Genomic DNA, 19,836 nt, shown 5'->3' with positions numbered 1-19,836 from the left:
GGTGCCGCCGGAAGCGAGGTCGCCAACATGAGCAAGCCTGGGGCCTTGCGACTCCTGGACACGACGGTGAGCGCCGGGCCGGGCCTGTATTCACGGATCGTCGAGCGGCCCGGTCTGGGGCTTGCGCCTGACGATCTCAGCGCGCTGGTCGAGGACGTCCGGTCTGTCGCCCGCAGCGTTCTGGGCGACCGCGACCTGGCCTATGGAGTCTTTTCCGGCGATCCGGAGACCCTGTCCCGAACGGTGCTGACCGTCGTCTATGAAAAGCGGAGCCGGCGGCCGGTCGCGTTCAACGCCCTCGCCATCCTCAATGCCGGCCTGGGCGGGCGGGCCGTGGACATTCTGCACCTGGGCCTGGTCATGGTGCGCCCGGATGTACGCGGCAGCGGACTTTCGGCGACGCTTTACGGCCTGACCTGCGTCCTGCTGTTCGTACGCCGGCAGTGCAGACCGGTCTGGGTGTCGAGCGTCACCCAGGTGCCCGCCGTGGTCGGCATGGTCGCCGAGACCTTCTCCGACGTCTGGCCGGGCAGGCCCGCGGCGCGGCGATCCTTTCAACACGAGCGGCTGGCGCGGCAGATCATGGGCCGGTGGCGACGCGCCTTCGGCGTCGGCGAGGATGCGGGCTTCGACGCCGGTCGCTTCGTGATCACCAACGCCTACACCGGCGGTTCCGACGAGCTGAAGAAGACGTTCGAGGCCGCCGCCAAACACCGCGAGGCCGTCTACAACGCGCTCTGCGCGGCTGAGCTGAACTATGACCGGGGCGACGACCTGCTGCAGATCGGCCAGATCGACATGCGGGCCGCCGCCCGCTACCTCGGCAAGGTCGCGCCGCCGGACACCGTGCCCGGCCTGATCGGCGGCTTCGCCCTTCTGATGATCCAGACGGCCCTGCTGCCGCTGGTGCATTGGCTCGACCACACCCAACCCTGGGGGAGTTTGCGCGCATGGAAGCGATGACGGCATTCGACTACGCCGAATTCACCACCCGCAACCTGGGCTTCGTCACGGCGGCGGAACAAGCGGCGCTGAAGGACGGCGCCGTCTTCGTCGCGGGCGTGGGCGGCATGGGCGGCGCCTGCTTCCTCGCCCTGGTCCGGGCGGGCGTGGGGCGGTTCGCGGTCTGCGACATCGACGTCTTCGAGACCTCGAACATGAACCGTCAGGTGTTCGCCTTCACCGACACCCTGGGCCAGGACAAGGCCGAGGCTGCCTGCGCGGCGGCGCGGCGCATCAACCCCGAGGTCGAGATCGAACGGCTGGGCGCCGAATGGGTCGACAGGCTGGCGGACCTGGCCAGCCGTTATCCGGTGATCGTCAACGGCACGGATGACATCGCCGCAGGCGTCGCCCTGTACCGCGCCGCGAAAGCGGCGGGGGCGACGGTGATCGACGCCTATGCCTCTCCCCTGCCCTCGGTCATCGTGGTGCGACCATCCGACCCGCGCCCCGAGGAGCGGCTGGGCTATCCGACCCGCGGCAAGGCGCTGGAAGCGATCCGGCCCGAGGATCTGAGGGCGAGCTTCATGAAGGAGCTCGAATACGTCATGACCCATTCATCGTCGGCGAAACACGTCGATCTGGAGGCCGCGACGGCGCTGGCGGCGGGCACGGCGCGGCGCATGTCCCTGGCGCCCATGGTGATCTCCACCGGCTGTCTGATGGCCTATGAGGCCCTGTGGCTACTGATGGGCCGCCGGTCGGCGACAGACTGTCGGGGCTGGTTCCTCAATCCCTTCGCCGGCCGGACCGAACGGCCGCTGTGGGCGCCGCTCGCGGCGCTCAAAGGCCTCGTCGTCCGCGCCTTCATGGCCCGATTGCTGAAGGGCGCGGCATGATCCGACTGGAGACCCAGGCCCTGCTGGACGGCTTCGCGGCAGCGGGCCTGGCGGCCTATGTCGCGACGCTGCTGGTCCGCCGCGCGGGCGGGCCCCTGACGCCCCGGCTGGTGTTCCTGTTCGGGGTGATGTCCCTGTTCTACGGCGTGCGCAGTCTGGCGGTCCGGACCGGCTGGCCCGTCTTCGAGGTCGCGACCTTCGCCGTCATCTCCCTCGCCCCCCTGGCGGCCCTGCTGCTGGCGGAGGGGCTGCTGCGCCGCCACGCGCCGCGGTCGATGAAGATCGCGGTCTTCTCCGCCTCCTCCATCGGACTGGGCTTCGCCCTGTTCACCACCAGCCATGTCGCCTTCGGCTCCAGGATCGCGCTGGCCATCACGATTCTGCTGTCGCTGATCTCCATCCTGATCCTGCTCTGGACGCGGGACCGGCGATCCCTGTCGCGGGCCGAGAACGGCGCGGTCCGGCGTCTGGCCATCGGGCTGGCCGTCGTCATTCCGCTGATCGCCACCGACTTCACCGACCTCGTGGCCTCGCCCATCGGCCTCAGTCCGATCGCCGCCCTGGTCATCGTCCTGCTGGCCCTGTCGAACGGGATCAGCGACGGGCGCGACGTCTGGATCGACGCCGTGGTGATCGTGGCGACGACCCTGGCCCTGACCTGCGGTCTGATCGAGCAACTGGATGTCACGCGCTTCGACGACCGGGCGCGCCTGTTCGCCCTCGTCGGGGCGGTTCTGATCACCATGACCCTGATCGTCCGGATCCAGCCCTTCGGCGCCGTGGCCCGGCGCACCCATCTGCGGCAGCGCCTCGGCTCGGCGGACGCCCGCTCGCTGGACGCCTTCCTCGGCGACCTGTCCGAAGAGCCGATGCTGAAGGATTTGTCGGTTCTGACCGGCCCCGACCTGGCCGACTATCATCCGGAACAGGTGCTCGAGACCCTGGAGCGCCAGCCCCTGTGGAGCGCCGCCGCCCTCGAGGCCGGAGAGGAAATTGTCAGTGACGGCGCGCGCGAGCCCCTGATCGATTTGTTGGCGAGCGCGGACGCGACCCACGTCGGCCTGCTGAGCCGCTCGCCGCTCCGGATCGGTCTGGTCCGCCTGCCCGACCTGCTGCGCAACACCGAGGCCGAGATCGATCTGGCCCTGGCCTTCCGCATGGCCCGGCTGACAGCGGAGAAGGCCGCATGACCGCGACGGGCGTCGAACTGCGCGAGGGCGATCTCGAAGGCTTCTTCCGGGTCCCGTTCGAGATCTATCCGGCGGAAAGTCCCTATGTGACGCCGATGCGCGCCGATCTGGAGCGTTATCTGGATCCGGCCCGCAATCCGCTTATGCGCGACGACGGCGGCCGCCTGACCTTCTTCACCGCCTGGCGCGACGGACGGCCGGTGGGGCGGCTGACGGCACATACCCACCCCTCCTCCAATGCACGGCACGGGCTGAAGCGGTGCCAGTTCGGCTATTTCGACTGCGAGGATGACATCGGAACGGCAAGGCTGCTGTTCGACGCAGCGGAGACTTTCGCCCGCGATCAGGGCTGCGACGAACTGGTCGGCGCCTTCAATCTGACCGCCATGCAGCAGGCCGGCGTGCTGACCGAGGGGTTCGGCAACCACACCTATACCGACATGGTCTGGGGCGCGCCGCATCTGCCCCGTCTGCTGGAGGCTTGCGGCTATGCGCCGATGTTCCCGATGTCGACCTTCGAGTTCGACGTCGGGCCGGACACCGCCGACGCCCTGCTGGGCGACCGGCAACGCGCCGTCCTGTCAGACCCCGACTGGACCTGGATGCCGATCACCCGCGGCGAGTTCAAGGCCCGGTTCGAGGAGGCGCGCCAGTGTCTGAACGACGGTTTCAGCGACAATCCGATGTTCGTGCCCCTGACCCCGGCGGAGTTCGACTTCCAGGCCGGTGAGATGATGTGGATCGTCGATCCCCGCATCGCCTGCGTGGCCCACTACAGGGGCGAGCCGGCGGGGGTGGTCATCTGTATCCCCGACCTCAATCCCTTCCAGAAGGCGACGCGCGGCCGGGTGGGTCCCATGACCCTGTTCCACTTCGTCCGCGAACGGCTGAGGCGGCGGCGGGCGGTGATCATCTTCTATTCGGTGAAGCGGGCCCTGCACGGGCAAGGGCTGAACGGCGCCATGCTGCACCGGGTGATCAAGGCCCTGTTCGCGGGCGGCTATCGCCAGTGCGGCGTGACCTGGATCGCGGACGAGAACACAGCCTCCCTGCGCCAGATGGAGAAGCTGGACGCCCGCCGGCTGCAGCGGCTGAACCTGTTCCGGAAGGGGTTGTGATGGCGCTGGACGAGGCTCTGTTCCGGACGCTGGTGGCCCAGGCCGCCCTGTCGCCGAGCGTGCACAACACCCAGCCGACGCGCTGGCGCCTGACGTCCGACGGCCGGGTCGAGGCGCTGGAAGACGGCGCGCGCCGGTTGACCGTCGGCGATCCGGAAGGTCGAGACCTGAACGTCAGCCACGGCTCGGCGGTGGAGGGCTTTGTTCTGGCCGCGAGCCTCAGGAGGCTGGCGGTTGACGTGCAGCCGGGTGACGGCGTGGTGGCGAGGCTGAGCGTCGGACCGGATGGCGCGGCCGATCCATTGGCGGCCTTTCTGACGACGCGCCGCACCTGGCGCGGCAGTTTCGAGCGGGGCGAGGACGCTGCGGCGGCGATGCCGCGGCTGGAGCCCGCGGACGACCTCACCCTGGTGCAAACGCCGGATCGGGTGGCGGATCTGGCGGCGCTGTACGATGCGGCCAGCTTGCGCTGGTTCCGCAACGCCCCCTATCGCGCGGAGCTGGTATCGTGGATGCGGCTGTCGCGGCGCCATCCGCTGTGGTCCCTCGACGGCCTGAACGCCGAGGCCATGGAGATGTCCGCGATCGAAGCCGCAGGGGCCGGGCTGGTGCTGCGCCCGGGTGTCTTCGAAGGCCTCGACCGGGTCGGTCTGGCCCACCCGCTGGTCGCCGAAGCCGCAGTGGTGCGCAGCGCCGCCGCCATCGCCCTGTTCCATCGCCCTGTCGATGAAGCCCCGTTCGAGACCGGTCGCCGGTTTCATCGCGCCTGGCTGGGCTTTACCCAGGCCGGTCTGAGCGCCTCTCCCATGGCCGTCTTGGCGGATGACCTTGAGGCGCGGGCGCGGGTCCAGTCGGACTTCGGAATCGCGGCCGACCGTCGGCTGATCACCGCCTTCCGCCTGGGCCTGGCGCCCGCCCGTGACCTGCCGTCCAGGCCCCGGCTGCCCCTCGAGACCCTGATCGTCTGAACTAGAGGCCCTTGAGGTATTCGATCAGGTCCCATCGCTCGGCGACGGTCAGACCCTCGATCTGGGCCTCATGGCCACGATTGGACCGGCCGGGCAGTCGGGTGTCATAGAGTGCCGGGGTGGACCAGGGCCGGTAGCTCGCGGGATAGACGCGAAGGCCATCACGTTCCTCGCCCGCGATGCCGACCGTCCCGAAATCCAGCCTGTGACCGCCGACGAGGAAGCGTTCGGAACGCGGCTCCAGCAAGAGGAACTGCGCCAGGCTCGGGACCGAGCCGTTGTGCATATAGGGGGCGGTCGCCCAAAGGCCGGACAGCAGGGGCGCGGCGTACTCCCCGGTGGGCCGGGCGTCCATGACCGCGTCATATCCCCCGGTCGAGGCGTAGCGCGTAAGGTCGGTGGTGAAGGCGGCGGCGCGCGCGGGATCGGACCCCACCCGCCCATGCCAGTTGGGGAAGCGCTGAAGGCGGGGACGGACGGCCGATCCGTCATAGGTCCCGTGGCATGACGAACAGCGGCTGGCATAGATCGCCGCGCCGCGCGCCGCCTTGTCCGGATCGATGGCGCCGGGGAAGGCCTGCGGACGGCGCGTCTCCAGCCAGGCGAAGGCGCGCTCTGCGACCGGGATCTGGCGATGGGCGGCGCGGGGCGACTGACCCATGCTGGGCACGGTGAAGAAGCTGGTGATCGCCGCCAGCCGGTCGCGGTGCGCCGGGGTCAGGTCCTCGCGCGCCATGGGCCGCCAGCGCGCCTGCCCTTTCGGAGCGTAGGCGCCGTCGTAAAGCAGGGCCGAGCGGAAACTGCGGTCGGCGAGGTCGGGGATGGAGGTGAAGCCCGCCTCCTCGCGGCCATAGGGCGCATGTCCCTGAAGCTTGAGGGCCGCGACGCCGTTCGTGACCCCGGGCGAGCCGTTGACGAAGGGCAAGGGTCCGGCGCCGTCGGGAATGGCGGCCAGTCGGCGACGCGCCAACGGCAGGACGGCCCAGCGCAGGCTGGCCCTCTCCCAGACGCCGGTGTCCGGGAACAGGGTCCGCACCGCCTGAAGAAGCCTGGGCGTATTCCGGGTCTGGCGCTTCAGGGCCGTTGTCACCGCCCGGGTATAGGCCTCCAGATCCAGACTGGTGTTGGGCGAGCCGAGCCAGGCCGCGTCAGGCTGCGGCGCACCGTCGGAAGAATAGGCGGGTCCGGCGTGGCAGGAGGCGCAGGCCAGGTTGGCCACCGTCACCTTGACCGGCGGCAGGCCGGGCGTGACCTCTCCGACGCTGATCCCCAGCGGGTGATCGCGAGCGGGCATGATCGGCTGATCCGCCCCCTCGATCCGGTCCGGCCAGAGGAAGCCGAAGCTCTGGAGCCGGGCCCGAAGGTGGGCCTGATCGACGCCGCCGCCCTCGGGATCGTCGAGAACGAGGGCCGCCGCCACCAGCTTCCACGGCACGGCCACCGTGTTCATGGCCCTGAAGTTGACCGCCCCGAAGTCATGTCGGGCGAAGGCCTCGGCGCCGTTCTCCGGCGCCGGTGCGAGCGACGCCGATGCGGTCAGCAGCAAAAGGGACAGGCCCAGAGCGACACGCGTCTTCATGTCCCTGCCCCCTCCAGAAGAAACCGTTCGACGGCGGCCGCGAAGGCCCCGGGCTGTTCCCAATGCGGATAGTGGCCGCACTGATCCAGCAGGATTCGCTCTGACATGGGCAGGAGCGCGACGGCGCGATCACTGTGATGCGCGGGAAACACGCGGTCCTGTCGCCCCCAGACGACCAGGGCGGGCCGCTGGAACCGGCGCGCCAGGGCCTCGAAACCGGCGCGGTCGCGTACCCCGAACAGGCCCACCCCGGTCTGGAGCGTGCGCACGAAGGAGAGATCGCTGCCCGGCTCCCGGGCGTATCGATTGACCCACTCGACCAGTTCCGGCGTCACATTCCGCGGATCGTGGATGGCGAGGTTCAGGGTGATCCTGTTGTTGGCGGGTGTCGGACGGCCAAGCCAGTCGCCGACCAGCGGCAAGGCCGGAAAACGCATCAGGGGATGGGTCTCCCGACCGAAGCCGCCCGGCGCCGCCAGCACGGCCCTGTCGATCCGGTCCAGGTTCCGATCCGAGAAGCGGACGATGACGCCGGCGCCCAGGGAGCTGCCGACCAGATGGGCGCGGTCGATCGCGAGGGTGTCGAGCACGGCCCTGAGCTGATCGGCGAAGAAGGCGGAATCATAGGCCGCGACGGGTCGGTCCGCCTCGCCGAAGCCGGGCAGGTCGAAGGCGATCACGCGAAATCTCTGCGCCAGCCGCGGCAGGATGCCGTCCCAGATCTGGATCGCATTGGCGAGGCCGTGGATCAGCACCAGCGTCGGCTTGTCGCCGCCGGTATCGACCACCCGCGTCTTCAGGCCGTTTACGAGCTCTGTTCGGTATGGCTCCACCGCCTCTCCTTACGACGCCGATCCTGAAAGAAGGTGAAGGGCGCGTCGTCCGGCGGAGACCGGTCCCCGGATGAAGTTTTAATGAAACCTTCCACACCGCGCTGAGGCCTCGAAGGCCGCCGCCGTTGAAGACCGCAGGGGGTGCACGCGACCGGACCGGAGGGTCCGTCCCGCGTCCGCCGATCATTCGACCTGCGGAGATCATCAATGTCCAAATCCACCACGCGCCTCGGCGCGAACAGCCGTGCGGCCCGCCTTCTTCAAGGCTGCGCCGTCGCCGCCCTGATCGGCGCGCCGACCGCCGCCCTGGCCCAGCAGACGCCGGCGCCCGAAGACGCCACCGAGGTCGAGGAGGTCGTGATCACCGGCTCCTTCACCACCAGCCTGGCCGACGCCCTGACCATCAAGCGCCGCGCGGACTCGATCTCTGACGCCGTCTCGGCCTCCGACATCGGCAACTTCCCGGCCGTCAACGTCGCCGAGGCCCTGCAGCGGGTGCCCGGCGTCTCGATCTCGCGCGAAGCCGGCGAAGGCCAGTTCGTCAGCGTCCGGGGCCTGGGCCCGAACTTCCAGTCGGTGACCCTGAACGGCTCGCCGATCGCCTATAACGAAAACGTCCGCAACTCCGACCAGAGCGGCCGCCAGTTCCAGTTCCGCGTCATCCCCGCCGACCTGATCTCGGCCATCGTCGTGACCAAGGCCCCGACCGCCGATCTGATCGACGGCGGCATCGGCTCCAACATCGACATCCGCACCGCCGACGCCCTGGAGATGAAGCCCTTCGTCACAGCCCGCGCCTACACCCACTATGAAGGCCGCACGGAAGCGAACACGCCGAACGGCTCGATCTCGCTCGGCTGGCGCAACGCCGACCGCACCCTCGGCGTCATCGCCGGCGTGTCCCTGGCCACCCGCGACGTCCAGTTCGACCGCGTCCAGACCACGGGCTACACCAACCGCGTCGTCAACGGCGCGACCGTCGCCGTGCCGAACGAGATCCAGCTGACCCTGGAGCAGGAAGAACGGACGCGCATCAGCGCCATGGCCGGCCTGTCGTGGAAGCCCAGCGACGCCTTCGCCCTGCGCGCCGACGTCCTGTATTCGCGCTTCAACAACACCATCGACGAGGACCGGATCAGCTTCGGCTTCGGCGGCCGCTCGGACTTCTCGACGCGCCTCGTCGCCGGCAGCGCCCGCGTCGTCAACGGCGTCCTCTACGCCGGCCAGATCAGCGGCGGCCGCGTCGACCGCAGCGCGGAATACTCGGAGCAGCAACACGAGAACCTGTCTCTGCGCGGCCAGATCGACTGGAACCTCGCCGGCTGGACCATCACGCCGTCGATCAGCTACTCCGAGGCCCTGTCCAGCCTGCCCGTCCCGCTTCAGCGCATCGGCGGCGCCACCGCAGAGAACCCGGCCGGCCTGCTGTACAGCTATGACTTCGGGAGCAACCCGATCGGCGATCGCCACTACGCCTCGGTCCTGACCAACCTCGACCTCGGCAGCCCGACCTCGACGACCGCCACCACCTACCGCACGCGGCCGATCAACTCGGAAGACACCGACACCACCGCTGTCCTGAACATCGAACGCGACCTCGGCGCGCGCTTCGTCGGCGTGGACTTCGGCACGTTCAAGTTCGGCGGCCAGTACACCGAGCGCTCGCGCGACTATCAGCGTCGCGACCGGGTGCTGACGGCGCGTCCGGGCGTCAACGTCAACACGCCCGAGTATCTGAACGTTCGGCTTCCGGGCAATGCGTTCGGTAAGTCGATCGGCAATCTCTATCCGATGGGCCTGACCTACAATCGCGGCCTGTACGGCACCGCCTATGTCATCCCGGGCGAGTCGGACGACACCAACGCACAGTCGAAGGACCTGGTCCCCACCGGCGCCGACCTGCAGCAGTCTTATGGCGTTGACGAGGCCGTCAGCGCCGCCTACGCCCGCAGCGACTTCAGCGCCGAGGTCGGGCCCTTCCCGCTGACCGGTAACCTGGGCATCCGCTGGGTCTCGACCGACACCACCGTCAAGGGCACGCTTCTGACCGCCGGCCGCAACGGCGCAGGCGCGGTGACCACCATCGTCAACCCGCAGACCTTCGAAGGTTCGTATGAAGAGTTCCTGCCCAGCCTGAACCTGAATTTCGAGCTGCGTGAAAGCCTCTATCTGCGTCTGGGCGCCTCCAAGACCCTGACACGGCCGTCGCTGGCGGACCTGCGCACCGCCGTCGTCCCCAACAGCGGGCTGGTCACCCAGGTGTTCCTGAACGGTCAGACGGCGCTCGACACCGCCGCTCCCAGCACCAAGGTCGGCGTCGGCGGCAACCCCGAACTGCGCCCTTACACCTCGATCAACTACGACGCCTCGCTGGAGTGGTACTTCAACGACTTCGGCGCGATCTACGGCGCGGTATTCAAGAAGGACATCTCGGACTTCATCGGCGGCGTCGCCCGCAACGAGCAGATCCTGTTCGCCACCCAGGCCGGCCAGACCCTGACGGCGGACCTCCTGATCACCCGTCCGCAGAACATCGGCGACGCCTCGGTCGAGGGTTTCGAACTGGGCTTCTCCTACAAGCTGGACTGGGGTCTGGGCCTCGCGGCCAGCGCCACCTTCACCGACTCCTCGGCCGACATCGAGGCCACGCCGGGCGTCTTCACCACCGCCGGTCTGCAAGGCGTGTCGGACCAGAGCTTCTCGATCAGCCCCTTCTTCGAAAAGGGTCCGTTCGAGGTTCACTTCAGCTATACCTACCGCTCCGACTTCACGGCCAACGGCAACATCACCCCGGGATCGAACGCCGTGATCGACAAGAACGCCGCCATCGTCGCCGACGGCTTCGGCTCCCTCGACTTCGGGGCGTCGTGGCAGGTGACCGACACCTTCCAGATCTTCGCGGAAGGCACCAACATCACCGATGAGCGTCAGGCGGTCTATCAGGGCAGCGAGGATCGCCCGTTCCAGCTTCATGAATACGGCCCCAGCTACAATCTGGGCCTGCGGGCGACCTTCTGAGCGCCCCACCGACCCTGACGACAGGAAACGCCCCCTCTCCGCGAGGGGGCGTTTTCGCGCATCCGAAAGACACCGTGGCGACCCGGCGTCTGCGCCAGGAACTGGTCGCCTTCCTGCTGCGCCGCGGTCAGCCGGCGGAGACCGCCGAGGATATCGTCCAGGAGGCCTTCCTGCGCTTTCACCGCGCCGGCAACCAGATCGACGACGCCGACGCCCGGCCCCTGCTCTTCGTCATCGCCAAGAACCTGCTCAAGGATCACTGGAAGAGCGCGGGCCGTGAACAGGCGCGGCGCGCGCCTGCGTCGCCCGAGGATCTGGAGACCGTTGGACAGGCCATGGCCGACGACGCTCCGGCGCCCGACCGGGGCCTTCTGGGACGCGAGCAACTGGATCAGGCCCTGACGGTGATCCGGGGCCTGCCGCCCCGCACGCGCGACGCCTTTCTGCTGCATCGGTTCGAGGATCTGACATATCGTCAGATCGCGGATCGTCTCGGCGTATCGGTCAGCATGATCGAGAAACACCTCGCCGAAGCGCTCAAACGGCTGAAATCGGCGCGGGATGATTGAGGTGTCCGTGGTTTGTGTCGTTGATAAGACAGTCGGGGCGTCCTGCCCCGGACCTTCATTCGCCCTCGAAGGCTCTTTGTCCTGATGCTTGATCGCCTGCCCCGCCTGTTCGAACCGACGCCGCGCACGGCGGAGGCCTGGTTGGTCCGCATGGGCCGGCCGGAGGTGAGCGCGCGCGACCACGAAGCTTTCGAGGCCTGGCTGGACGCCGATCCCGCCCGTCTGGATGACTATCAGGCGCTCAAGACGGCCCAGCGCGAGGCCCGCGCTCTGAAGTCAGAGCTGACCGCCGAGCTGGCGGCGATCCCGGCCCGCCCGCGCCGGTCGGTCACGGCGCGACCGCGCGGTCTGCTCATTGGCGGCCCCATCCTTGCGGCGCTGTGCGTGGCGGTTGTCGGCGTCGCCCTGTGGCCCCGGCTCGCGCCCGATCCCATGGCCGGGGCGACGACCTATGCCGCTGCGACCGGCGAAATCCGCGAAGTGGTTCTGGCCGACGGATCGCATGTGACGCTGGACACCGGCTCGACCATCCGCGTGGCCCTGGCGGACGACGCCCGCCATGTCGTGCTGGATCGCGGCCAGGCCTATTTCGCCGTGCATCACGACACCGCCCGCCCGTTCGAGGTCGGGGTCGGGGATCGTCAGGTCGTCGTGACCGGCACTCGCTTCGTCACGACCCTGTCGGGCGACGCCGCTTCGGTCGCCCTGCTGCAGGGTTCGGTCTCTCTGAGGTCCGGGTCCGGCCAGATGTTGAAGATGAAGCCCGGCGACGGCGTGGCCTATCGCGTGAAGCAGGCCGGCCAGAGCTGGAGCCGCATCGACCCGGTCGAAACCGCGCCGTGGCGTGAACGCCGGCTGGTCTTCCGCGACGCTCCCGTGACCGAGGTCGTGGCCCAGCTGTCGCGCTACACCCCCGTCCGGCTGGTGGCCGACCCGGCGTTGGCCAGGGTGAAGATCACGGCGGTCTTTCCCCTGGATGGCGAGGATTCGGTGGTGGAGCGGATTGACCGGCTTCTCCCCGTCGCGATAACCCCGTCCGGCCCCCAAACCGTCACGGTTCGGCCGGAATAAATATCGCAGAGCTGTCATCTGCGCCGTCTAGACCGGAGGCAGCGACGGACCGCGTCGCGCCTCCCCGTCCCGCCGTCGCATGCCGACCTCCAGAGCGCTCGCCCTCACAGCCGCCGCGTTCGCGGTCGTGCTTCCAACGCCAGTTCTGGCGCAGACCGCGACCTCCATCGACATTCCCGCCCAGGACGCCCGCTCGGCCCTGGTCGCCCTGTGTCTGAGGACCGGCTGCGCGGTCAGCTTCGTCTCCGAGCCCGAGGCGGTCTACCGCACCCGAGCCGTGCATGGCGCCCGCACCTGGCAGGCGGCGCTGGGGACTATGCTGGAAGGGACCGGCCTGGGCTATCGGCTGGTCGACAGCCGTTCTGCCCGCGTCTGGGTCATGCCCCGGCCTACGCTCGCGCCCTTGGCTGATTCCGCGCCGACGGAGGTCGCCCCCGTCGAGGTGATTGGACAGTTCGCCGAAAGCATCGACACGGCCCTGACGGAGAAACGCCGCGCAGCCGTCATTCAGGACTCGGTCTCGGCCGCCCGGATCGGCGAACTGCCCGCCGCCAACCTGGCCGAGGCCCTGCAGCGCATCCCCGGGGTGGCCATCGAGCGCGAGGTCGGCGAGGGCCAGTTCGTCAGCGTGCGCGGTCTCGGCCCCCTGTTCCAGTCGGTGACCCTGAACGGCGCGCCGGTCGCCTTCAACGAGAACATCCGCAACTCGACCCAGAGCGGGCGGCAGTTCCGCTTCCGGGCCCTGTCCGCCGATCTGCTGGCCGGGGCGACCCTGACCAAGTCCGCGACGGCGGATCTGGTCGACGGCGGCATCGGCTCCAACATCGACATCCGCACCATCCGCGGTCTCGGCGGCCCCGCCTTTCTCAGCGGCCAGGCTGTAAGCCATCACGAAGATCGGTCGGGGGACACGACCGGGGAGTTCAGCCTGTCGGGACGCTGGCGAAACGCAGACCGCCGCCTCGGCCTCGTCGGCGGCGTCTCGACCCAGGACCGCAACGTCCAGTTCGACCGGCTGCAGACCCAGCGCTATCGCGACATGGTTGTTGACGGCCAGACCGTCGCCGTACCCAACGATATCCGCACCACGCTGGAGCGCGAGGACCGGACCCGCATCAGCCTGTTCGCCGGCGCCCAGTGGCGCCCTGATGACCGGGTCACCATCGACTTCGACACCCTCGCCTCACGCTTCGAGAACGCCATCCGTGAGGACCGGATCGTCTATGAGCTGGGCGAGCGGGTGACGCCCGGCGCCATCGTTCCCGGCAGCGTCCGCATCACCGACGGCGTCCTCACCGGCGTCGCGCTGACCAACGGCCGGATCAGCAACAACCTCGAGGTCTCGGACCAGATCCACGACAACATCGCCTCCAGCCTGTCGCTGGAGACCGACTGGGCGGGTTGGCGGCTCCAGCCCCGGATCAGCTATTCGCGCGCCCTGTCGGGGCTAGCCACGCCCCTGCAGCGCATCGCCGCGGTGTCGCCGGAGGGCGTCGGCTATGTTCTGGACTTCGGGCCCGATCCGCTCGGCGAGCGCAGTATCACGCGCCTCCGGACCAGCTTTGACCTGACTGATCCGCGCCGGCTGACGCCGTCCCGCTACGGCGTGCGGGCCATCGATGTCGACGACGATGATCTGACCCTCCAGATCGCCGCCGAACGGGCGCTGGACCGATCCATCGGCGGCCTCAGGTTTGAGCGTCTGCGCCTCGGCGGCCAGTTCAGCGACCGGGGCCGCGACTATGAGCGGCGCGACCGGGAGGCGGCCCTTCGGCCGGGACGAAGCGTCGATCCGTCCTTCTACGACATCATGATCCCCTCGAACGCCTTCTCCGGCGTGATCCGCGACGGTCATGGCCCATGGGCGGGCGCCAATTTCGACCGGTTCCGCGACGCTTTCGTCGTGCCGGGCGAATACGACGGCGTCATTTTCAGCGCCGGCGATCTGGCCCCGACCGGCACCGACATGCAGGGCTCCTATCGCGTTGGAGAGCGCCTTGCCGCCGCCTATGTGCGGCTGGATCTCTCCGGGTCCATAGCCGGGCTTCCGGCCTCGGGCGACGTCGGTCTGCGCGCCGTCTCGTCGCAAACGGAGGTCGAGGGCTCCATCCTGGGCGTCGATCCGGCCGGCGCCCTTCAGGTCCGGCCCCTGATCCACAACGGGTCCGGCATGGACTGGCTGCCCAGCGCCAATCTGACCGTCGAGCTGGGGCCGCGCACCCTGCTGCGCTTCGCGGCCTCTCGCACCCTCACTCGTCCCTCCCTGGCCGACCTCGGCGCCGCCACCGTGCCCGCCAGCACCCTGGTCAGCGCCGTCTTCGAGCGCGGTCAGGCCGAGATCGATCATCCCTCCCCCTTCACCATCTTCACCGGCGTGGGCGGCAATCCGGACCTCAAGCCTTATTCGGCGGTCAGTCTCGACGTCTCCTTCGAGCATTATTTCGACGGCTTCGGCGGGTTCAGCCTGGCGGCCTTCCACAAGGTCATCGACGACTATGTGCTGGTGGTGAACCAGACCGAGCGCCTGACCTTCGCCACCCGGGTCGGGCCGCCCGTCCTGGTCGATGTGCTGATGTCGCGGCCGCGCAATGTCGGGCGGGCGACGGTCACCGGGCTGGAGGCGGGCTATAGCCGGCGCTGGTCCTCGGGCCTCGGCCTCTGGGCCAGCGCGACCCTGACGGACGCCGTCAGTCACGAGACGGGCGGCGGCCCCACGACCGACCTTCAGGGCGTCTCCCGCGCCTCATACTCGATCAGCCCCTTCATCGAGCGCGGCCCGTTCGAGGCCCATCTGAGCTGGACCTGGCGGTCGCCGTTCCGCTCCATCGCCGACCTTCAGGGCGGGGGCGTCAGCGCCTTCGTCGTCGGCGAGGCCGGGGTGCTGGACGCCGCCGCCTCCTGGCGTCTGGCCAAAAAGGTGAGCCTCTTCGCCGAGGCGAGCAATCTGACCGACGCCGTCGACGTCGCCTATGACGGCGTCCGCAGCCGCCCTCTGCAGATCACCCGCTCGGGCCGATCCTTCGGTCTCGGACTGAAGTTCAGTCTTTAAATCTCAGCGAAGGTTGACGAAGATCGGATTGCCATAGGCCCACAGGTCCGACCATGGGTCCTCGCCGGGCAGGTCGGCGACGGGCTCCAGCTCCGTCCCTCCGGTGGCGCGCACCCTCAGATAGATCGGATGGTCGACGCCGTGCAGGAGGTGGCGCACCGTCAGCATCTCGCCGTCGCGGGTCCAGTCCGACGCGGTGAAGCGCTGCTCCACCCGGGTCGTCGCGTTGTGGTCCGCCGTCCGGTCGGGGCTGGGCCCGGTGACGTCGCCGACGATCAGGTCGATGCGCTTGACCTCCGGCGTCCGCCCAGCCGAATTGGCCGCCGCCGGATCGCGCAGGCGAATGGTCACGACCACGTCCGCGCCGGTCGGAATGGTCAGGTCCTGGCCCATTCTGGCCTCGCCCTCGCCGCCCGAAGCCGTCACATCCATTGCCGTGACCAGATCGCCGGTCGAGACGAAGATCTGGCCGGAGCGCAGGCCGTCGAGGATGCCGTCGGAGGTCGGTCGGGCCATGACCCAGGTCTTGGAGTACTCGCCGGGCCAGAAGTCGTCGCCGCCCTCGCTCCAGTGATGATGCGAGTCCGAGGTCGCCGTGATCCACCAGTGACGCCCCTCGCCCAGCATGGCGTCCCACAGGCCGCCCAGCGTCGCCGTCATCTGGTCGAAACCGCCCATGGTCGGGTAGCGGCGATAGATGCCGCGCTCGCCGGTCGGCTTCAGGCTGGTCGCCTGATGCCCCGGCGCGCCCTCCATGCCGATGGCCACGCGTGGGGCGGCATCCTGCCAGTCGCGCAGGGAGCCGGCGTCATGCTCGCCCCACACGCCGAAGCCCTCGGCCGAGCGTGACGGATGGTTGGCGATGACGATGGGCCGGGGCGAATAGCCGTCGACGGTGCGCAGCAACTCCAGCATTGCCGCGCGGGTGTCGTGGGTCGCATCGGCCGGCCAGGGCTCGCGCGAACCCCAGCGGGCCTCGATCCCGCGCAGCATCTCGCGCTCGCCGTCATGGATCGGGATGATCAGGCTGGAGTGTTCGCTGCCGGGGGTGTCCAGTTCCATGCCGTAGAACTGGATCACGCCGGGCGTCGTCGCGCGCGACTGCAGCAGTTCCGGCCAGGCCTGTTCGGCGTTGATGGCCGAGTGGCGCGGCCCGCCGTGGTCGGTCGACACCATCCAGCTGAGCCCGAACCGCCCGGCCGCAGCGCCGTTCTGGACGATGGTGTGCGGCCCGTCACCGCCGATCGTCGGGACGGGAAGCGCCGCCGGATCGGCGGGGTTCGGGGCATAGGTGGCGCTGAACCGGCTATGGACGTGGTGATCGCCCGCCAGCCAGCGCGGCGCATCTGCATCCTGGGCCGAGGCGACGCCGGCCGCCCCGGCGAAGCCAAGGATCAGCGCCGAGGCCAGGCTCAGGCGCCGGGGAAAATCGTGCGTCATCGGGGGCGTTCCGTGCGGTGGGTTCGCCGACGCGTCAGGCGCGGCGCTCCAACACGACAACGATCCGGACCGGCGATCCCTCAGCCCGAGGCGGCGAATTTCGAACGGCGTCGGCCCGCGTCAGAACCCGAAAGTCAGGCCGTCCACATGCGCCCACCAGGCGTCGCGATCCCTGAAGTCCACGCCCCCGTCCCAGCAGGCGCCGACATGGTAGGTGAAGGGCACGCCCGGCTGGACCTCGACCAGGATCAGATAGTTGTCGAAGTCATCGACGAAGCCGACCACCGACTTCGGATCGACCACGACCGAAATCCCGATCGACCCGGGCGCGGCCTCGGGCCCCCAGACATCGAGACGACCCTTGTCCTTGTCGCGGCGGATATTGTTCGCCCGCGTCGCGGGCCGGCGCCGCGCGATGCCGATCCCCACGGTCAGGGGCTCCGGCGTGTCCGAGGTCAGGGTCGAGGTGATGCGGTTGAAGTTGGAGCCCATCGGCAGTTCGACGCGCCGCGTCTCCGACACCTTGCGGACCACATCGACGGGCCAGGCGGCGTAGTCGACCTCGAACCGCGCGACATCGCCGCCGGTGTCGAGGATCCGGTAGGTCGCGAAGTTGCGCGAGGTCCACAGCTTGTTGTCGTACCAGACCCCGAGGCCGCCGCAGCCGCGACCGCCGCCGACCTCGTAGAAGTCGAGGCCTTCGCCGTGATCGACATGATAGCTGCCGCTGGCCATCTGACGCTGCATGAAGGGCCAGCGCGCCTTCTTGCCCCAGACGTCGACGCCCGATCCGGACGGCGGCTCCTGCGCCTGCAGGGCCGGGCCATAGATGCGATGCGCGATCCGGTCGTTCTCCCACCAGAGATCGTCGAACCGCTCGGGCGCGAAATGCACCACGGCGCGCGGCGTCGGGTCCTCGGGCGGCGGCAGGGGCACGGCGGCCTCATGCGCCGTCTGAGCCAGGGCCGGGGTCGCAGCGGCGCCCGCCAGGGTCCCGGCCAGAACGGCGCGTCGGTTCAGGTCTACCAATTGAACATCGTCCCGTCTTCGAGCCGGTTCACCGGCAGATAGGCCCGGCTGTAGGGATGACGCGCGGCGAGCGCCTCGTCCAGATCGACGCCGAGGCCGGGCGCGTCGCCGGGATGCAGCATCCCGTCCTCGAAGCCATAGCCGTGAGGGAAGACGGCGTCCGTCTCCGGTGTATGGCGCATATATTCCTGGATGCCGAAGTTGGGCGTCGACAGGCCGAAGTGCAGGGCCGCGGCCATCGACACCGGCGACAGGTCCGTCGCCCCGTGGCAGCCGGTCTTCACATGATAGAGGTCGGCCAGGGCCGCGATCCGGCGCAGATGGGTCAGGCCGCCGGCGTGCACGACCGTGGCGCGGATGAAGTCGATCAGCCCCTCCTCGATCAGGGTCTTGCAGTCCCAGATGGAGGAGAAGATCTCGCCCACCGCCAACGGGGTCGTGGTGTGCTGGCGAATGGTGCGGAAGCCGCCCTGGTTCTCGGCGGTGACGGCGTCCTCGAGCCAGAACGGACGATACGGCTCCAGATCCCTGCCCAGCCGCCCGGCCTCGATCGGGGTCAGGCGATGGTGCACGTCGTGCAGCAGCTCGACGTCCCAGCCCAGGGCCTCGCGCGCCGCCTTGAACAGCTCCGGAACCATCCGCAGATAGCGCGGCGTCGACCATTCGTTCTCGGTCGGCAGGGCGGCGTCGGCGGGCTCATAGAACATCTTGTCGCGCGAGACGCCGTAGGTGCTCTTCAGCCCCGGCACGCCCGACTGCAGACGGATGGCGCGGTAGCCGAGGTCGCGGTAGCGGATCGCCTCCTGGACCGTCTCCTCGATGGTCGCGCCGTTGGCGTGGCCATAGACGGTGACCCCGTCACGGCAGGCGCCGCCCAGCAGCTGGTATAGCGGCAGGCCCGCGACCTTGGCCTTGATGTCCCACAGGGCGACGTCGACGGCGGCGATGGCGGTCATCCCGACCGGCCCGCCGCGCCAGTAGGCGCCCCGGTACAGGTACTGCCACATGTCCTCGATCCGGTGGGCGTCCTTGCCGATCAGCAGCGGGCAGACGTGCTCGGTCAGATAGGCGGCGACCGCCAGTTCGCGCCCGTTCAGGGTCGCGTCGCCCAGCCCGTACGTCCCGTCCGCCGTGGTGATCTTCAGGGTCACGAAGTTCCGGCCCGGACAGGTGATCACGACCTTCGCATCGAGGATCGGCAGGGCCATCCGGGAAGCGGAGGCCAATGAAGCCTTGGGAGGCGCGGCGGCGAAAGAACGTTCGGTCATGGCAGTCACATCATACGCGAGGGAGGAGGAAACATGTCAGGCCCTTCGGCGGACTGGCCTGACCCCATGCGGCGTCGTACAAGGATGCGGCATGACCACATCCACCGCCGACGCCCGCAAACTCTATCAGCAGGTCGCCACCGCCGTGGCCGCCGGCATCACCTCGGGCCAGTATCAGGTGGGCGCGCGCCTGCCGTCCGAACGCGACCTGGCCGAGGAGTTCGGCGTCAGCCGTCCGACGGTGCGCGAGGCGATGATCGCCCTGGAGATCCGCGGTCTGGTCGAGGCCCGTCCGGGCTCGGGCATCTATGTCACCGAGGCGGCGCCGACCGACGGCGGCGCGGCGCCGGAGCTGGACATCGGCGCCTTCGAACTGACCGAGGCGCGTCGTCTGTTCGAAGGCGAGGCCTGCGCCCTCGCGGCCGGCGAGATCACCGATGCGGAACTGGCCGAGCTTGAGACCATCCTGCGTGAAATGGTCGGGGAGAACACCCTGGCGACCGCCATCGGCGAACACGCCGATCGCCGCTTCCACGCCACCATCGCCCGGGCCACGCGCAATGCGGCCATCGTCATGGTGGTCGAGAACCTGTGGGACCTGCGCTACCGCTCGCCCCTGTGCGCCGCCATGCTGGCCCGCGCCCGCCAGGTCGGCGTCCGCCCCCTGATCGAGGATCACCGCGAGATCCTGGACGCCCTGATCGCGCGCGATCCGGCCGCGGCCCGCAGCGCCATGCGCGCCCACCTCGGCCGGGTCATCGACGGCCTGCTGACCGCCACCGAACTGGACGCCCTGGAGCGCACCCGCTCCGACGTCGAGGCCCGGCGTCAGGACATCGCGCGCCGCACCGCCATCTGACGTC

15 protein-coding genes are annotated in these 19,836 nt (G+C 69.2%); 10 read left to right on the top strand and 5 right to left on the bottom strand.

Translation table 11 applies throughout. The annotated features are described in order from the left end of the window. The first annotated feature begins 27 nt into the window (after positions 1–27). From ACW172_RS13700 to ACW172_RS13680, 5 genes are read left to right on the top strand one after another with little or no spacing between them, the layout of a single operon-like run. Positions 28–963, top strand: a complete 936-nt coding sequence (locus tag ACW172_RS13700) for a hypothetical protein (RefSeq protein WP_492031998.1) — start codon at positions 28–30, stop codon at positions 961–963. Then, positions 951–1,841 carry a ThiF family adenylyltransferase gene (locus tag ACW172_RS13695; protein WP_492031997.1) on the top strand — a complete coding sequence of 297 codons (891 nt, stop codon included), beginning with the start codon at positions 951–953 and terminating at the stop codon, positions 1,839–1,841. The genes ACW172_RS13700 and ACW172_RS13695 overlap by 13 nt, the downstream gene beginning before the upstream one ends. Continuing rightward, a complete protein-coding gene (locus ACW172_RS13690; protein ID WP_492031996.1) occupies positions 1,838–3,031 on the top strand; it encodes a hypothetical protein in 1,194 nt (397 codons plus the stop codon). The genes ACW172_RS13695 and ACW172_RS13690 overlap by 4 nt, the downstream gene beginning before the upstream one ends. Then, positions 3,028–4,149: a GNAT family N-acetyltransferase gene (locus tag ACW172_RS13685; protein WP_492031995.1), complete on the top strand. Its 1,122-nt coding sequence runs from the start codon at positions 3,028–3,030 to the stop codon at positions 4,147–4,149. The genes ACW172_RS13690 and ACW172_RS13685 overlap by 4 nt, the downstream gene beginning before the upstream one ends. Then, entirely contained in the window at positions 4,149–5,117 is a 969-nt protein-coding gene (locus ACW172_RS13680) for a nitroreductase family protein (RefSeq protein WP_492031994.1), read from the top strand. Before ACW172_RS13685 ends, ACW172_RS13680 begins: the two co-directional genes overlap by 1 nt. 1 nt (position 5,118) lies before the next feature. Here the strand turns inward: ACW172_RS13680 and ACW172_RS13675 are convergent, their stop codons facing one another. After that, positions 5,119–6,696: a c-type cytochrome gene (locus tag ACW172_RS13675; RefSeq protein ID WP_492031993.1), complete on the bottom strand. Its 1,578-nt coding sequence runs from the start codon at positions 6,694–6,696 to the stop codon at positions 5,119–5,121. Next, positions 6,693–7,484 carry an alpha/beta fold hydrolase gene (locus tag ACW172_RS13670; RefSeq protein WP_492031992.1) on the bottom strand — a complete coding sequence of 264 codons (792 nt, stop codon included), beginning with the start codon at positions 7,482–7,484 and terminating at the stop codon, positions 6,693–6,695. The genes ACW172_RS13675 and ACW172_RS13670 overlap by 4 nt, the downstream gene beginning before the upstream one ends. A 252-nt stretch (positions 7,485–7,736) precedes the next feature. On the opposite strand from ACW172_RS13670, the gene ACW172_RS13665 reads away from it, so the two are divergent. From ACW172_RS13665 to ACW172_RS13650, 4 genes are all read left to right on the top strand, one after another. Next, positions 7,737–10,547 (top strand): TonB-dependent receptor, encoded by a 2,811-nt coding sequence (locus ACW172_RS13665; RefSeq protein ID WP_492031991.1) that lies wholly within the window; start codon positions 7,737–7,739, stop codon positions 10,545–10,547. Between the two features lie 74 nt (positions 10,548–10,621). After that, positions 10,622–11,116, top strand: coding sequence for an RNA polymerase sigma factor (locus ACW172_RS13660; RefSeq protein WP_492031990.1), 495 nt, complete (start codon positions 10,622–10,624; stop codon positions 11,114–11,116). A gap of 84 nt (positions 11,117–11,200) precedes the next feature. Next, a complete protein-coding gene (locus ACW172_RS13655) occupies positions 11,201–12,187 on the top strand; it encodes a FecR family protein (protein WP_492031989.1) in 987 nt (328 codons plus the stop codon). A 79-nt stretch (positions 12,188–12,266) separates the two neighbouring features. Next, positions 12,267–15,236, top strand: a complete 2,970-nt coding sequence (locus tag ACW172_RS13650) for a TonB-dependent receptor (RefSeq protein WP_492031988.1) — start codon at positions 12,267–12,269, stop codon at positions 15,234–15,236. 3 nt (positions 15,237–15,239) lie between these two features. On the opposite strand, the gene ACW172_RS13645 is transcribed toward ACW172_RS13650, so the two are convergent. From ACW172_RS13645 to manD, 3 genes are all read right to left on the bottom strand, one after another. Continuing rightward, positions 15,240–16,676 (bottom strand): CehA/McbA family metallohydrolase domain-containing protein, encoded by a 1,437-nt coding sequence (locus ACW172_RS13645; RefSeq protein WP_492031987.1) that lies wholly within the window; start codon positions 16,674–16,676, stop codon positions 15,240–15,242. A 120-nt stretch (positions 16,677–16,796) separates the two neighbouring features. Next, a complete protein-coding gene (locus ACW172_RS13640; RefSeq protein ID WP_492031986.1) occupies positions 16,797–17,705 on the bottom strand; it encodes a DUF4861 family protein in 909 nt (302 codons plus the stop codon). Further along, entirely contained in the window at positions 17,699–18,913 is a 1,215-nt protein-coding gene (gene manD / locus ACW172_RS13635; protein ID WP_492034980.1) for a D-mannonate dehydratase ManD, read from the bottom strand. Before manD ends, ACW172_RS13640 begins: the two co-directional genes overlap by 7 nt. A 151-nt stretch (positions 18,914–19,064) precedes the next feature. On the opposite strand from manD, the gene ACW172_RS13630 reads away from it, so the two are divergent. After that, positions 19,065–19,832 (top strand): FadR/GntR family transcriptional regulator, encoded by a 768-nt coding sequence (locus ACW172_RS13630; protein ID WP_492031985.1) that lies wholly within the window; start codon positions 19,065–19,067, stop codon positions 19,830–19,832. Positions 19,833–19,836: the final 4 nt, after the last annotated feature.

The organism is Brevundimonas sp. ALps5, from assembly GCF_058681645.1.
This window is presented reverse-complemented; position numbering and strand designations above follow the sequence as displayed.